This is a genomic window from Marinomonas rhizomae, from assembly GCF_024397855.1.
Taxonomy (GTDB): domain Bacteria; phylum Pseudomonadota; class Gammaproteobacteria; order Pseudomonadales; family Marinomonadaceae; genus Marinomonas; species Marinomonas rhizomae_A.
On record NZ_CP073343.1, the window covers coordinates 586,895 to 600,727 of the forward strand.

Annotated in this window: 15 protein-coding genes; 12 read left to right on the forward strand and 3 right to left on the reverse strand. The window is 44.2% G+C overall.

All coding sequences use genetic code 11. From position 1 onward, the window contains the following. Positions 1–11 precede the first annotated feature (11 nt). The 8 genes from KDW99_RS02620 to KDW99_RS02655 all read left to right on the forward strand — a co-directional run bounded on the left by KDW99_RS02620 (position 12) and on the right by KDW99_RS02655 (position 7,159). Positions 12–359 (forward strand): Hpt domain-containing protein, encoded by a 348-nt coding sequence (locus tag KDW99_RS02620; protein ID WP_255827777.1) that lies wholly within the window; start codon positions 12–14, stop codon positions 357–359. 206 nt (positions 360–565) lie between these two features. Next, positions 566–1,867, forward strand: a complete 1,302-nt coding sequence (gene ugpB / locus KDW99_RS02625) for a sn-glycerol-3-phosphate ABC transporter substrate-binding protein UgpB (RefSeq protein WP_255827778.1) — start codon at positions 566–568, stop codon at positions 1,865–1,867. Between the two features lie 100 nt (positions 1,868–1,967). Then, positions 1,968–2,846 carry a sn-glycerol-3-phosphate ABC transporter permease UgpA gene (ugpA, locus tag KDW99_RS02630; protein ID WP_255827779.1) on the forward strand — a complete coding sequence of 293 codons (879 nt, stop codon included), beginning with the start codon at positions 1,968–1,970 and terminating at the stop codon, positions 2,844–2,846. Continuing rightward, positions 2,843–3,691: a sn-glycerol-3-phosphate ABC transporter permease UgpE gene (gene ugpE, locus KDW99_RS02635; RefSeq protein ID WP_255827780.1), complete on the forward strand. Its 849-nt coding sequence runs from the start codon at positions 2,843–2,845 to the stop codon at positions 3,689–3,691. Before ugpA ends, ugpE begins: the two co-directional genes overlap by 4 nt. A 2-nt stretch (positions 3,692–3,693) precedes the next feature. Then, positions 3,694–4,761 (forward strand): sn-glycerol-3-phosphate import ATP-binding protein UgpC, encoded by a 1,068-nt coding sequence (locus tag KDW99_RS02640; RefSeq protein WP_255827781.1) that lies wholly within the window; start codon positions 3,694–3,696, stop codon positions 4,759–4,761. 7 nt (positions 4,762–4,768) lie between these two features. Continuing rightward, positions 4,769–5,545 carry a glycerophosphoryl diester phosphodiesterase gene (locus tag KDW99_RS02645; protein WP_255827782.1) on the forward strand — a complete coding sequence of 259 codons (777 nt, stop codon included), beginning with the start codon at positions 4,769–4,771 and terminating at the stop codon, positions 5,543–5,545. Between the two features lie 14 nt (positions 5,546–5,559). Next, complete coding sequence (locus tag KDW99_RS02650; protein WP_255827783.1) at positions 5,560–6,318, forward strand: DeoR/GlpR family DNA-binding transcription regulator; 759 nt, start codon at positions 5,560–5,562, stop codon at positions 6,316–6,318. Between the two features lie 7 nt (positions 6,319–6,325). Then, on the forward strand, positions 6,326–7,159 hold the full coding sequence (locus KDW99_RS02655) for an HAD family hydrolase (protein ID WP_255827784.1): 834 nt from the start codon (positions 6,326–6,328) through the stop codon (positions 7,157–7,159). 32 nt (positions 7,160–7,191) lie between these two features. Here the strand turns inward: KDW99_RS02655 and KDW99_RS02660 are convergent, their stop codons facing one another. Beyond that, a complete protein-coding gene (locus tag KDW99_RS02660) occupies positions 7,192–8,115 on the reverse strand; it encodes a DUF808 domain-containing protein (RefSeq protein ID WP_255827785.1) in 924 nt (307 codons plus the stop codon). Between the two features lie 38 nt (positions 8,116–8,153). Further along, positions 8,154–8,921, reverse strand: a complete 768-nt coding sequence (locus tag KDW99_RS02665) for an IclR family transcriptional regulator (RefSeq protein ID WP_255827786.1) — start codon at positions 8,919–8,921, stop codon at positions 8,154–8,156. A gap of 183 nt (positions 8,922–9,104) precedes the next feature. Here KDW99_RS02665 and KDW99_RS02670 point away from each other — a divergent pair, with 183 nt between their 5' ends. The 3 genes from KDW99_RS02670 to KDW99_RS02680 all read left to right on the forward strand — a co-directional run bounded on the left by KDW99_RS02670 (position 9,105) and on the right by KDW99_RS02680 (position 11,961). Then, complete coding sequence (locus KDW99_RS02670) at positions 9,105–10,289, forward strand: GAK system CofD-like protein (protein WP_255827787.1); 1,185 nt, start codon at positions 9,105–9,107, stop codon at positions 10,287–10,289. A 170-nt stretch (positions 10,290–10,459) separates the two neighbouring features. Next, positions 10,460–11,479 (forward strand): response regulator, encoded by a 1,020-nt coding sequence (locus tag KDW99_RS02675; RefSeq protein WP_255827788.1) that lies wholly within the window; start codon positions 10,460–10,462, stop codon positions 11,477–11,479. Further along, the gene (locus KDW99_RS02680; RefSeq protein WP_255827789.1) at positions 11,476–11,961 is read left to right on the forward strand and encodes a PAS domain-containing protein; all 486 of its coding nucleotides are present in this window, start codon (positions 11,476–11,478) and stop codon (positions 11,959–11,961) included. Before KDW99_RS02675 ends, KDW99_RS02680 begins: the two co-directional genes overlap by 4 nt. Positions 11,962–12,039: 78 nt before the next feature. Here the strand turns inward: KDW99_RS02680 and KDW99_RS02685 are convergent, their stop codons facing one another. Further along, entirely contained in the window at positions 12,040–12,543 is a 504-nt protein-coding gene (locus KDW99_RS02685) for an ATP-dependent zinc protease family protein (RefSeq protein ID WP_255827790.1), read from the reverse strand. A gap of 173 nt (positions 12,544–12,716) precedes the next feature. Here KDW99_RS02685 and KDW99_RS02690 point away from each other — a divergent pair, with 173 nt between their 5' ends. Further along, entirely contained in the window at positions 12,717–13,688 is a 972-nt protein-coding gene (locus KDW99_RS02690) for a D-hexose-6-phosphate mutarotase (protein ID WP_255827791.1), read from the forward strand. The last annotated feature ends 145 nt before the right edge of the window (positions 13,689–13,833 follow it).

Consider the following 13,833-nt stretch of genomic DNA (forward strand, 5'->3'; position numbering starts at 1 on the left):
GATTCTAAGTTATGTTTGAGCCTAAGGTGTTTGATAATACAGATTACGAAAGTCGTTTGGCCTATAACCACGAATTAATGGCATTGGTTGCGGGTGAATTTATTAAAGAAGCAACGACCTTACTGAAAACTCTGCAGGCTCATGTTAATGGCGGCGATTGGCATGATTTCGCTCTGGTGGCGCATCGCTTAAGAGGCGCCGCTTTGGAAGTGTCTGGCTATCGCTTTTGTCAATTAATCTCAGAGATGGAAGCGCTCGTGATAAAGCATGAAAGCGACTTGTTGGCGGCGTACCATGTGGCGCTCACTGAAGAGTTTGATGCTCTCGTATTGGCTTTGAATCAAGAAATTTTTCGTTAATCCCTATCTAATAATTTTTTCATTTCTGTTATTTTTCTTCATTTTTCTTCATTTTTCTTTTGTTTTTCCGCTATTTGTTGGTTTGAAAGTTTCATTTGAATTGCGATTGTATTTCAAATGAAACCTTACTATCATCAAAGTGAAATATATTCTTTCTATAGTCGTTCTTTCTTTTCTAATAAAAACTCATTGTGAGGAACACGGAAATGCATAATTTGAAGTTAGCGTCAGTGGTTGTTGGTCTATCTATTGCGAGTTCAGGCTTTGCCGCCACACAAGTAGAATGGTGGCATGCAATGGGTGGTGCAAATGGCGAAAAAGTAAATGAAATCGCTAAAGCGTTTAACGACTCCCAAGATGCTTATGAAGTGAAGCCAGTTTATAAAGGCAATTACACAGAGACGATGACGTCAGCTATTGCCGCGTTTCGAGCGAAACAGCAACCAGCGATCGTTCAGGTATTTGAAGTAGGTACTGCGAGTATGATGGCGGCTAAAGGCGCTATTTACCCAGTATATAAGCTGATGCGTGAGTCTGGTCAATCGTTTGATGAAAGTGCTTATTTGAGCGCTGTGACAGGTTATTACACCAACAGTGATGGCCAAATGCTTTCTATGCCATTCAACAGTTCTACGCCTGTACTTTACTACAACAAAGATTTGTTCAAAAAAGCGGGCATCAGCCAAGCGCCTAAAACATGGCAAGATGTCGAAAGTGTTTCTAAGAAACTGCAAGCATCAGGTGTATCTTGTGGCTTTACGACGGCTTGGCAATCTTGGGTACAGCTAGAGAACTTAAGTTCTCGTCACAATGTACCATTTGCTACGTTAGAGAATGGCTTTGGCGGTTTGAAAACCGAGTTGAAATTTAATGGTCCATTGCAAGTTGCGCATATTTCAAAAATGGGCGAATGGCAAAAGAACGGCATCTTTAGCTATTCAGGTCGTACTAACGATGGTGCAGCGAAGTTCTACAGCCAAGAATGTGCCATGTTTACTGAATCTTCTGCCGGTTACGCTGGCATAAAACGTAATGCGAAATTCGATTTTGGTGTTGCGGAACTTCCTTACTGGGAAGGCAAGGTAAAACAACCTTCTAATACCATTATCGGTGGCGCGTCTTTGTGGGTATTGCAAGGTCACTCTAAAGAAGAATACAAAGGTGTGGCGTCTTTCCTAAGCTATCTATCAAGTGCATCTGTTCAGGCTGACTGGCATCAGTTCTCTGGTTACTTGCCAATTACTAAGGCCGCGTATGATTTGACCAAAGGTCAAGGTTTCTACGCCGCGAACCCTGGTACGGAAACGGGTGTCATCCAAATGACAACAGGTACGCCAACGGAAAACACTAAAGGTTTGCGTTTGGGTAACTTTGTACAGATTCGTGGCATCATAGACGAAGCATTAGAATCTGTTTGGAGTGGCGATGTAGATGCTCAAACCGCTTTGAATACCGCTGTTGAACGTGGTAACGCGCAACTTCGTAAGTTTGAAAAAGCGAACGACTAAATAAAACTAGCGCCCTTATGTTTTCTGCATAAGGGCGCTTTTTATTGCATGGCGTATTTTTCTTTTTAATTTGTCGTTTTCTTTTTTTTTGGATTGTCCGATGACAGTTACCTTTCCCCAAAAAGGCCTACCTTGGCTTTTGCTGTTGCCCCAGCTCTTGGTGACCGCTATTTTCTTTCTTTGGCCAGCTGAGCAAGCCTTAGAGCAAGCGTTTTATCAGGAAGACGCCTTTGGTCTGAGTCGAGAGTTTATTGGCTTGGAAAACTTTGCGGATTTATTTACTGATCCTTTGTATTACCAATCTATGTTAACCACCTTGGTGTTCAGTTTTTCTGTTGCCATTGTGGGCATGTCTTTAGCGCTGTTGTTGGCCGTGATGGCGGATCGTATTATCCGTGGCAAGCTGGCGTATCAAACTTTGTTAATTTGGCCATATGCTGTCGCGCCTGCGTTGGCGGGTGTTTTGTGGTGGATTTTGTTTGATCCGAGCATGGGGCCAATTGCCCTATGGTTGAAGTCAGCGGGTATTGATTGGAACCATTATCTTGATGGTAACCAAGCGATGATCTTGGTGGTGATTGCGTCGACTTGGAAGCAAATTAGTTACAACTTCTTATTTTTCCTTGCGGGTTTGCAAGCCGTACCGCGCTCGCTTATTGAAGCAGCAGCGATTGATGGTGCGAGTCCCTTTAAGCGCTTCTGGACCATTGTTTTTCCGCTATTGTCTCCGACGACGTTTTTCTTGTTGGTAGTGAATCTTGTGTACGCCTTCTTTGAAACCTTCGGGGTGATCGATGCGACCACCAAAGGTGGTCCAGGGCAAAGTACAACCACTTTAGTTTACAAAGTATTTGATGACGGTTTTGTTGGTTTAGATCTGGGTGGATCAGCGGCGCAATCGGTTGTTCTTATGGCGATTGTCGGCTTGATGACGGTGATTCAGTTTCGTTTTATTGAGCGTAAGGTGCAGTACTCATGATCGAAAATCGACCTTGGTTAACCTTTGCAAGTCACGCGACCTTGTTGATTGGGATCGCTTTAGTAGCCTTGCCTGTTTGGATGGCGTTGGTGGCATCGACACATCCTGCTTCGGCGTTTGGCGTTGGGCATATTCCTTTGTGGTTTGGCGGTGCGGGCGCACAAACATGGGGAACGGTATTGTTTGAAAAAGCGGGCAACGGCGTGGATACGCCTGTCTGGTTTATGATGCTGAACTCTTTGATTATGGCGCTGGGCATTACCTTCGGCAAAATCGCCATCTCTTTGTTGTCTGCTTATGCGATTGTGTTTTTCCGTTTCCCGTTTCGTAACCTGTGCTTTTGGATCATCTTCATGACCTTAATGCTGCCTGTGGAGGTGCGGATTGTGCCGACCTACGAGGTGGTGGCGAATCTTGATCTGCTTAACAGTTATACAGGTTTAACCTTGCCTTTGATTGCCAGTGCGACGGCGACTTTCTTGTTTCGTCAGTGTTTTTTAAGCATCCCAGGGGAGCTGGTGGAAGCCGCTCGAATGGACGGTGCAGGGCCATGGCGTTTCTTTTTCGATATCTTGTTGCCGCTGTCTCGAACCAATATTGCGGCCTTGTTTGTGATCTTGTTTATTTACGGTTGGAATCAATATCTATGGCCTTTGTTGATCACCACAGATGACGCTTATTACACCTTGGTGATGAGTATTAAGCGCATGCTGTCGGTGACCGATGGTGATATCGCATGGAACCAAATTATGGCAACTACCTTATTAGCGATGTTGCCACCCGTTGCGGTGGTGATAGGCATGCAGAAGCTGTTTGTTAAAGGCTTAGTGGATTCGGAGAAGTAGTAATGACGGACGTTATTTTAGAAAAAGTGGGTAAGACTTACCCTAATGGCTATCATGCCATTCCAAGCGTTGATTTAACGATTGAAGAAGGCGAATTTATTGTTTTAGTCGGCCCTTCTGGTTGTGGTAAATCCACCTTGCTGCGCATGGTGGCAGGTCTGGAAAGTATTTCTACTGGTGAGCTGCGCATCCGTGGCGAGCGCATGAATGAGAAGGAACCCGCTGAGCGTGACATCGCCATGGTGTTTCAGAATTACGCCTTGTACCCGCATATGTCGGTGTACGATAACATGGCTTACGGCCTGAAAAACCGCGGCATGCCAAAGGATCAAATTGCTGAAAAGGTCAGTGATGTAGCACAGATGCTGGGTTTAACTGAACTGCTACAGCGTAAGCCGCGTCAATTATCCGGCGGCCAGCGTCAACGTGTTGCTATGGGGCGCGCTATGGTGCGAGACCCGAAAGTGTTTTTGTTCGATGAACCTTTGTCTAATCTAGATGCAAAATTACGTGTGCAGATGCGTGTCGAGATTCGTCAGTTGCAGCGTAAATTAGGCACCACGACCTTGTATGTAACCCATGATCAAGTTGAGGCGATGACCTTGGCAGATCGCTTGGTGGTTTTAAACAAAGGCAAGGCGGAGCAAATTGGTACGCCGATGGATTTATACAATAAACCGGCCACGCCTTTCGTGGCAGCCTTTATTGGTTCTCCTTCAATGAATTTGATCGACGCGAATCTTACTGAGCAAGGCATTAAAATCTCAGAAGCGCTAACTTTACCTTTGTCCCATCAACACCGAGGTGGCATCGTATGGGGAGTTCGTCCTGAGCATTTGGAAGTGAGTGATGAACACAATGCCGATTTCGCTTTGCGCATCCAAGCGGTAGAATCCTTGGGGGCAGAGACGTTAATTCATGGCAAAATAGAGACCGAAGCTGGTAATGGAGAGTCTATGGTGGTGCGTTTGTCTGGGCCACATTTGCCGGATGTGAATAGTCTTATGTGGTTAACGGCGCCAGTGTCTCATTGGCACTTATTTGATGCAAAAACTCAACAACGATTGTGAGATCGATATGACAAATGACAATGTTTCTACCGGTTATATTGTGAAAGACAAGGTACTCAATACCAAAGTAATGGGGCACCGTGGTGCGGCATTATTGGCACCTGAAAATACCTTGGCATCTATTCGAGCAGCAGCTGAGGTCGGTGCGACTTGGGTCGAAATTGATGTGTATTTAATTGCCGAGGGTGGTCTGGTTATTTTTCATGATGACACTCTTGATCGCTGTACCAATGGGTCAGGTGTGACTCGTGATGCACGTCCTGTCGAGGTAGCTCAACTGGACGCAGGTGCGTGGTTTTCTGACAAGTTTGCTGGTGAGAAAGTGCCTACTTTGTTGGAGGCGTTGGAATGCATTCAGTCATTGAATCTTGGCCTAAACCTTGAAATTAAACACGATAGCGCCGATGTAGAAAACATTGTGCCTGCTGTTATGGCGATGTTGCGCGATTATTGGCAAGACAACAATAAACTGATGATTTCCAGTTTTAACTTAGCGGCGTTAGAGCTTTGTTACGAGATTGATCCTCAGCGTCACCTCGCTCCTTTATATGAAAACATTCCTGACGACTGGCAAGAACGGCTTGCGGCTATTAAAGCGTACAGTTTGAATTGCGATTACTCTCGATTGACTGAAACTCAGGCGCGAGCGGTAAAAGCCGCAGGTTATAAATTGCTGTGCTACACCGCCAATGACCCAAAGGAAGTGGAACGGCATTGGGAGTGGGGAATGGACGCTGTGATTACCGATGATCCGACTCAGTTCTCATCACTGTTGGCAGAATAAATTAAGGGCGTTGTGTGGGATTAAATGAAAGGCAAAACCAGATATTAAATTGGGTGCAGCAAGAAGACGCCCTATTGGTTGAAGAGATGGTGGCACGCTTTAATGTCTCATCTCAGACCATACGTAAAGATATTAATCAGCTGGCAGAACGTCATCTTGTCCGTCGTACACATGGCGGTATTGCACCAGTATCTAGTACGGAAAATTTGCCGTTCGACCATCGCCAGTTTTTGAACAGTGATGCGAAAGAGGCGATTGCTGCGAATGTTGCTCAGGTGATACCCGACGGTGCCTCAGTGTTTCTAGGGATTGGCACCACAGTGGAATATGTGGCGAAAGCCTTGGTGTCTCATCATGACCTACAAGTCTTTACCAACAACTTAACGGTGGCGAGCATCTTGGGCAATTACCCTGAGGTAAGAGTGCGTGTTTTGGCTGGAAAATTACGCCATCAGCATCATGACTTAGTAGGTGAAGAAACCTTGTTTGGATTGCGCCAATACTATTTTGATTACGGCGTATTAGGCTGTGGTGGTATGGATGAAGAGCAAGGGATATTGGATTTTGACCCTGAAGAAGCCGCAGTGAGCCGTGTTTTGGTCGAGCAAAGTCGTCATACTTTATTGGTTGCAGATCAGCATAAATGGGGGCGAAAAGCCATGGCGAGAGTTCAGCCTTTTGCTGCGATAGACTGGTTATTTAGTGATGTGCTAACCAAGTCGCAAACGCAATTACTCACCTCTCATGGTGTTCAAATTAAACTCTGCTCTTAGGACGAATATGTCGATATCTGTTTCTTCTTCGTTAGGTGATTTTGGTTTAGAGCTTTCTTCTATTAAGGAAAGTGCATGCCAAGGTTTGCGTTTTATTTTAACGGACTTTGACGACACGCTGACATGGGAAGGTCAGTTACCTGTTGAAACATTACGAGCACTAGCGCAACTGGAAGCGCATGGCATCAAGGTGATCCCAGTAACAGGTGGTTGTGCTGGCTGGTCGGATATGATTGCCAGAGCGCTCCCTGTTGATGGCGTGATTACTGAAGGCGGTGCCTGCTTTATTGGCAGAACAGTAGACCGTCATCTAACGTATTCCTTCTGGCGTGAAGAGTCTGAGATGCGTGCTGAACAAGCGCATATATTGACTCAGGTGAATCAGGTTTTAACGCAATTTCCGCGCTTACGCTTGGCAAGGGATCAGTCTTATCGACTTACCGATGTTGCGATTGATTACGCTCAAGATGTGAAGCCAGCCGCAGTCGAAGAGAAAGATGCTTGCTTGGCCGCTTTGATTGATATGGGGTTAAACGCTAAGGCAAGCTCAATACACATAAACGTGTGTTCTCAAGGCTATGATAAGTTTTCCATGGCGCAGCGAGTATTAAGTGACGTGTATGGTCTGAGCGAAGCGCAACAGCAAGAGCAAGTGCTCTATGTCGGCGATGCACCGAATGATGAAAGCATGTTTGCGCGTTTTCCATTGAGTGTGGGAGTCGCCAATATCGCAGAGCATTTGGAATTTATGCAGTATCGTCCTCGTTATCAAACAATGCAACCGGGTGGCTTGGGTTTTGCCGAGTTGGCGGAGTTTGTGTTGTCTGCACGACAAGCTTAATTTATTGCTTGTCGTGTGCTTGATTGAGTGTCTTAGGTTTTCTTCTGGCTCTCTTTTATCTTATTAAAAAGTGAAGCTATGCCAACGGCCAGGCCACCTAGAATTAAGCCAACCGAAAAGCTAACTCCGGTGTTTATCAAGCTCGTGATAAATGGGAGTTGGGCGATTTCACCGGACACGGCCATGTCAGCAAGATGATGCAATGTCGGCAAGCCATGAACAAAAATGCCGCCGCCTACTAGGAACATGGCAATGGTGCCGACAATGGTTAACAGTCGGATTAGCATTGGCGCGCCTTTCAATATGACGAAACCTAGTTGTTTAATTAAGGTGTTTTTTGATTTATTGAGGTGTAGTCCTATATCGTCAAGGCGCACAATTAATCCCACCAAGAAATACACACCGACGGTGACAATAAAAGCGATTAAACTCACCACCATGGCTTGTGTTAATAAGCTTTGTTCTGCGACGGTGCCTAGCGCGATAACAATGATTTCTGCCGACAGCACAAAGTCGGTTCGAATCGCGCCTTTCACTTTGCTTTTTTCAAGGGCTAAGAGCTCTTGTGCTGAGTTTGCTTGCTTGACGTTTTTCCTTAAGGTTTCTTTTTCTTCATGGTTATCTTTAAAAGCATGGAGCACTTTTTCCACACCTTCAAAACACAGATACAAACCGCCAGCCATTAATAAAGGTTGAATCAACCAAGGTATAAATGCGCTGATGGCCAATGCTAAAGGCACCAGAATCAGCTTGTTGATAAAAGAGCCTTTGGCCACAGCCCAAACGACAGGCAGTTCGCGGTCGGCTTTGACGCCAGACACTTGCTCGGCGTTTAAGGCAAGGTCATCACCTAATACGCCAGCGGTCTTTTTCGCCGCGACTTTAGAGAAAACGGCGACATCGTCCAGCAGTGTGGTGATGTCATCAAGAAGTGCTAATAAACCTGTCATTGCCATGATCGCTTTCCCTATAAAATCTCAAATGTTATGACTACTTACTTGCAAGCGCCAAGTCGTTTGGATATGGTGCTTGCTGCCAGTTTGACTTGCTGTTTCATCTTTTCATAAACATCATCACTGGTACGAAAAACTGGAGCGGTAACGCTAATCGCTGCTACGGCTTCATGGCGTGAGTTAAAAATAGGCGCAGCTGCACATTTTATTCCCATCTCATGTTCTTCTAAGTCGAGTGATATGCCGGTTTCACGGATAAGCTCGAGGTTGGCTTTTAGCGCATTAGGCGAAGTGAGAGTGTGTTTTGTATGTTTAAAAAAAGCCTGAGCGTCGATCACTGCTGGTTGTTTGTCAGCAGGCATAAATGCCAGCATGGCCTTACCAACACCGGTGCAATAGATAGGGCCTTTCTTGCCCACAGCGGAGTACAGACGCAAGCTTTTGGGGCTTTCTAGCTTGTCGATATAAATAACATCAGCGCCATCTAAAACGGCAAGGTGAATGGTTTCCTGTGTGCTGGACCATAAATCTCGCATCGGTGTTGCTGCCACGTCTCGGATATCCAAATTGGCCCAAGTACGATGAGCAAGAGCAAGTAATCCGTAACCCGGATAATAGGCTTGTTTGTGTTCATCAAAGCGCACTAAACCGTGTTCAAGTAAGGTATTTAATTGTCGATGTGCGGTTGCTTTTGGGAGTTCAGAAAGATCAACTAACTCTGCAAAACGTAATGGTACTGGAGACGTACAAACATGATTTAGCATATTTAATGCTTTGCTAAGAGATGACCCCGAGGCTTTAGTTTCCATGGCGCTTCCTATTAGTAATACTTGTTATTGTTGAAAGTACTATTAGATGGCATTTTATCATTTGCGCTGAATGGAAGATAATATCCACTCATTTAAATATACTGTCACAACGCTTCGCTTTTTGATTTGCTGCTATAGCGGTGAGCGGTGTTTTTTTTATTAGTTTTGTAGATGAGGTTTTGTATGACAACTTCAATGCGTATTTGGCGTCGTATGATTATGCCTGATCTCGTCCGTGCTCATCGTTATCAGAGTTTGCCAGATCAAGGACCAAAAGTGTTGTTTTTTAGTGGTGGCTCGGCGTTAAATAAAATCAGCCGAGTATTTAAAGAGTACACACATCACTCTGTGCATTTAGTCACGCCTTTTGACTCTGGCGGCAGTTCCGCGCGTTTACGTGCCGAGTTCAATATTCCAGCCGTTGGCGATTTGCGCAGTCGTCTGATGGCGTTGGCCGATGAAACAGTATTGGGGCAGCCTGAAGTTTATGACTTGTTTACGCATCGTCTTCCTCAACAGGCAGAAGCATTAGCATTAAGAGAGCAATTGCAATTGTTGGTTTTGGGTGAACATCCGTTAATTGAGTGTATTCCTAATCCTATGAAAGCCTTGATTCAAACGCATTTAGCGGTGACTCAGGCTCGAATTCACGCTGATTTTGATTTACGTGGCGCCAGTATTGGTAATTTAATCATGGCGGGCGGATATTTAAATAATCAGCACCAGTTAGACCCTATCGTGTTTTTGTTTTCCCGATTGATTAAGGCGTTGGGTGAGGTGAAAACCACACTGGATGCCAGTCTGCATTTGGGGGTTGAGCTCGATAACGGCGACATCGTTTTGGGGCAGCACTTGATCACGGGAAAAGAAACCGATGAGCTGTCGAGCCCAATAAAACGCATTTGGTTAAATAAAGGCTTACGCAATATCGTGCCGACTAATTGCCATATCGCAGATGATCGTAAAGACGCCATAGAAACCGCAGATTTGATTTGTTACCCACCGGGGAGTTTCTACAGTAGCCTTTTGGCGAACCTATTGCCTGAAGGTGTTGGGCGCTCAATTTGCCAAAATTCTAATCCGAAAGTGTATTTACCTAATTTAGGAGTAGACCCAGAACAACATGGCTTATCACTGATGGAGCGCATAAAACGTTTAGTTTCTACTGTTTTGGCCGATACAGATAACAATGGTGCATTTGGTGCTCTTGATTATCTATTGCTTGATGATTCATACAATTATGGTGAATTGGACAGCGAATTATTGAATAGTCTAAATGTGGTGGTTATTAGGACGCCATTGATAGGGGCAAAACAGTATAAGTATGATGAGCGTTTAGTCGCCAGAGCCTTGTTGTCATTTGTTTAAATTTACCGTTGTAAAGAGTGACAAGTGAAGTTTGTGCTATCTTTAATGTGGATAATAAATACGGTTGTGATTACTTTTGGTTACGTGACTTAACATTTTTGTATTTCTAAAAACAAGCCTTTAAGTGTCATAGTACGTGGTATGTAGCGCCGATCAAAAAGAGAGTGGTAATGAGTACACGAGTACTGATTTGTGATGATTCCAAAATTGCTCGCAAGCAATTGGCAAGGATATTGCCGACCGATTGGGATGTTGAAGTGGAGTTTGCAGTAGACGGCCAAGACGCGCTGGATATATTGTCATCCTCAGGTTTTGATATTTTATTCTTAGATTTAAATATGCCGGTAAAAGACGGCTATGAAACACTTGAAGCCTTACAATCAGTAGAACAGACTCCAGCGATTATTGTTGTGTCCGGTGATGTGCAGCCGAAAGCGATACAGCGAGTAAAAGAAATGGGGGCAATAGCTTTCCATAAAAAGCCCGCATCGGCTGAAGAACTGCGCAGTTTATTGATTTCTCTAGGGCTTTTTTCTGTTGGTGTTGTTGATCAACAGACTAAAGTTGTAGAGCAGCCGACTGCGGCTGAGCAGTTTACTCTTAATGAGTGTTTACAAGAAATCTCGAATATTGCGATGGGGCGTGCCGCAAGTGTATTGGCTGAAATGCTAAATGTTTTTGTTAAGCTACCAGTGCCTACCGTGAATATTTTGGAAGTAAGTGAATTGCAGATGGCACTGGATTACAGTGTTAAAAATGGCAGTTGCTCTGCTGTGTCGCAAGGTTATGTCGGCTCCGGTATTGCGTTTGAAACATTGCTCATTTTTAGTGATTCTAGCTTCCCTGATATGGCGAAATTATTGGGGGTGTCGGAGGATATTACCAGAGAGCTAGAAACAGAGCTCTTGATGGATGTTTCTTCGGTTTTGGTTGGCCCTTTTATGGCCGCCATTGGAAAGCAGCTTAATATCGACTTTAGCCATAGTCATCCGCTGCTATTGGGTCAGCATGTTAAAATTGCAGACTTGATCAACGAAAAGAAAGCAACGTGGAAAAGAACCTTAGCGGTTGAAATTGTCTATGAAGTGGAAAACTATCAAATTAGTTGTGACTTAATTATGCTTTTCACTGAAGACTCTGTGCCGACATTAGAAAACCTATTGTCCTTTTTGGTTGAGGAAGACGAATGAGTAATGAAGCAGATGGGATGGCAGATCTCCACTGGATGTTTGATATGCTTCATCATATTGATGTTGGGCTTGTCGTTTTGGACTCGAAATATCAAGTGAAGTTATGGAATAACTTCATGGAAAACCACAGTGGTGTGAGTTCATCGATAGCTAAAGAGCAATCTTTGCTGACGCTTTATCCAGAATTAGATACGGGATGGTTGCACCAGAAATTGGATAATGTTTTTGGTTTGAAAACGCCGATTTTTGTATCTTGGGAGCAGCGACCGCATTTTTTCCCATTTAAGAGTTACCGTCCCATTACGGGAATTGCGAATAAGATGTTTCAGAACGTAGCAATACGTCCGATCACTAGTCCTGATGGGTCAATCAAGAATATATGTTTGGTGGTCTATGATGTGACAGATATAGCAACCAATAAAATGGCATTATCGGCCGCTAACCATAAACTGCGCCGCTTGAGCCAAGCTCTCTCTAAATAGCGTGGGCTAATCTAATCGCTGGAAAACATAATGGAAACGCTTTCCTCTGTATTAGCTAAAAAGGAGAGCGTTTTTCTGCTATTTCTTTTTCACTGTCTTCTTGGTGGGGGCTTTATAAAGCTCTACCAAGGTTTCATCTTGTTTCTCACCCTGTAAACACAGACCTTCAGGGTCGATGAGAACGCGGCCAATCATGGCTTCGCGTCCAAGTAGCATTCTATAGCCCATGGTATCTCTGTTGGTCAGCGTGACTTCTGCTTCCCATGTTTTATCACCAAGTGTTAGAGGTACACGGATGACTGGGCGGCTTTCTTTGTCTCCGCTCGAGCTTTTAATAACTCTTTGATCAACAAGTTGAGCTTCACAATGAACAGTTACTTTACGATTTTTTTGTAGGGGATGAACTTCAAAGCTTACCCAACTTTCATCGCCTCGGGCAAAACGTACAATGTTAATTGCATGAATGGATGATGTTTTTGCACCAGAATCAACTCGAGCTTTGATCGCTGGGATATTAATAGAAGGAAATGCGCACCACTCCTCGCAACCAATGACCATTTTGAGCTCGTTATGTTGATTCATAAAAAAATGTGACCTTTTAAAATAAAAGTAGCGTACGTTAGCAAGAAGGAAAACTCACCCTAAGTTGCTGTGTTTTATAGCGTAAAAGTGCGATCAGGTTAAGTCTTTATTGATGCATAAATAAGGTTATCTGCTTTGCTGTATTGTCAGTATAAGCTCAAACTATTGTAATCATGGCGTCTAAAGTTAATATGGGCGTACAAAATTATTTAATGGAGTTATTGATGAATGGCCGACTGATGCAAGAGTTGGAAGAGTTGGGTGGTGAAATACGCCCAGCAAGCTTAAGAAAATGCGATGAAATCGTCATAGAGCAACCAGGCTTTAGTGCGGTTATTGCCTTGTGGGGCGGGCATTTGGAGAGCTTTATTCCTGCTGGTCAAGAGGATCTATTATTTCAATCTACTAATCTTGGTGGTGAGGGCCGTTTTGGTCGTCGACACTTTGGTGTTCCTGTTTGTTGGCCTTGGTTTGGCGCCAATGAGGCGCAGCCAGATTTCCCTGCGCATGGTCTTGCTCGTTATTTTCGTTGGGAGTTTATTGAGGCAGGGCGTTTTAAAAATGGTGATGTGAAAATCGTCATTCGCTTGGCTTCTGAAGATCATCCATTGATTGAAGAAATGTGGCCATTTGCTTTTGAATTACGACAAGTTTTCCGTTTTTCTGATAAGGGTTTTCGAGTCAATTTCTCGGCCGCTAACTTGTCTGATAAACCGATGCCAATCAGTGAAGCTCTGCATACTTATTTTAATGTATCAGATAATCAAACTGCTGAAGTACATGGCTTAGATCAAGTGAGCTACGTTGATAAATTTGATAATGCTAACCAGAAGTTGCAGCAAGGTGTTGTGACTCCTTGTGATTACATGGATAGAGTGTATACCTCTGCACCAGAAAAATGCAGCATCTTCGATACAGGGCTACAAAGAAGACTGGTGATTAGCACAGAAGGCAGTAACAGTACCGTGTTATGGAATCCCGGTGCCGAAATAGCTAAACAGCGTACAGATATGGAAGACGATGATTATCGCCGTTTCGTGTGTGTCGAGGCTGGTAATGCCCTTAGCGATGCTTATAGCATTCCGGTTGGTGGAATCCATCAGCTCAAGTTAAAAGTGAAGAGCAAGCCTCTGGTGGACGAATAGACGCCTTATTTAAGAGAAAGCTTCCTAATATAAAAAGCCCGCCGACATTGACTGTTTAAATATTAAACGTCATGTCTAGCGGGCTTTTTTGTTTTTGATTTTCCATTCCAGCGAAAGAGCAGTGCTCTCTCAACAAATGAGGCAA

What these genes read in the sequence shown, in the direction of transcription:
- KDW99_RS02620 (WP_255827777.1), top strand. Translation starts at nt 12, where the DNA reads ATGTTTGAGCCTAAGGTGTTTGATAATACAGATTACGAAAGTCGTTTG.
- ugpB (WP_255827778.1), top strand. Translation starts at nt 566, where the DNA reads ATGCATAATTTGAAGTTAGCGTCAGTGGTTGTTGGTCTATCTATTGCG.
- ugpA (WP_255827779.1), top strand. Translation starts at nt 1,968, where the DNA reads ATGACAGTTACCTTTCCCCAAAAAGGCCTACCTTGGCTTTTGCTGTTG.
- ugpE (WP_255827780.1), top strand. Translation starts at nt 2,843, where the DNA reads ATGATCGAAAATCGACCTTGGTTAACCTTTGCAAGTCACGCGACCTTG.
- KDW99_RS02640 (WP_255827781.1), top strand. Translation starts at nt 3,694, where the DNA reads ATGACGGACGTTATTTTAGAAAAAGTGGGTAAGACTTACCCTAATGGC.
- KDW99_RS02645 (WP_255827782.1), top strand. Translation starts at nt 4,769, where the DNA reads ATGACAAATGACAATGTTTCTACCGGTTATATTGTGAAAGACAAGGTA.
- KDW99_RS02655 (WP_255827784.1), top strand. Translation starts at nt 6,326, where the DNA reads ATGTCGATATCTGTTTCTTCTTCGTTAGGTGATTTTGGTTTAGAGCTT.
- KDW99_RS02660 (WP_255827785.1), bottom strand. Translation starts at nt 8,115, where the DNA reads ATGGCAATGACAGGTTTATTAGCACTTCTTGATGACATCACCACACTG.
- KDW99_RS02665 (WP_255827786.1), bottom strand. Translation starts at nt 8,921, where the DNA reads ATGGAAACTAAAGCCTCGGGGTCATCTCTTAGCAAAGCATTAAATATG.
- KDW99_RS02670 (WP_255827787.1), top strand. Translation starts at nt 9,105, where the DNA reads ATGACAACTTCAATGCGTATTTGGCGTCGTATGATTATGCCTGATCTC.
- KDW99_RS02675 (WP_255827788.1), top strand. Translation starts at nt 10,460, where the DNA reads ATGAGTACACGAGTACTGATTTGTGATGATTCCAAAATTGCTCGCAAG.
- KDW99_RS02680 (WP_255827789.1), top strand. Translation starts at nt 11,476, where the DNA reads ATGAGTAATGAAGCAGATGGGATGGCAGATCTCCACTGGATGTTTGAT.
- KDW99_RS02685 (WP_255827790.1), bottom strand. Translation starts at nt 12,543, where the DNA reads ATGAATCAACATAACGAGCTCAAAATGGTCATTGGTTGCGAGGAGTGG.
- KDW99_RS02690 (WP_255827791.1), top strand. Translation starts at nt 12,717, where the DNA reads ATGGCGTCTAAAGTTAATATGGGCGTACAAAATTATTTAATGGAGTTA.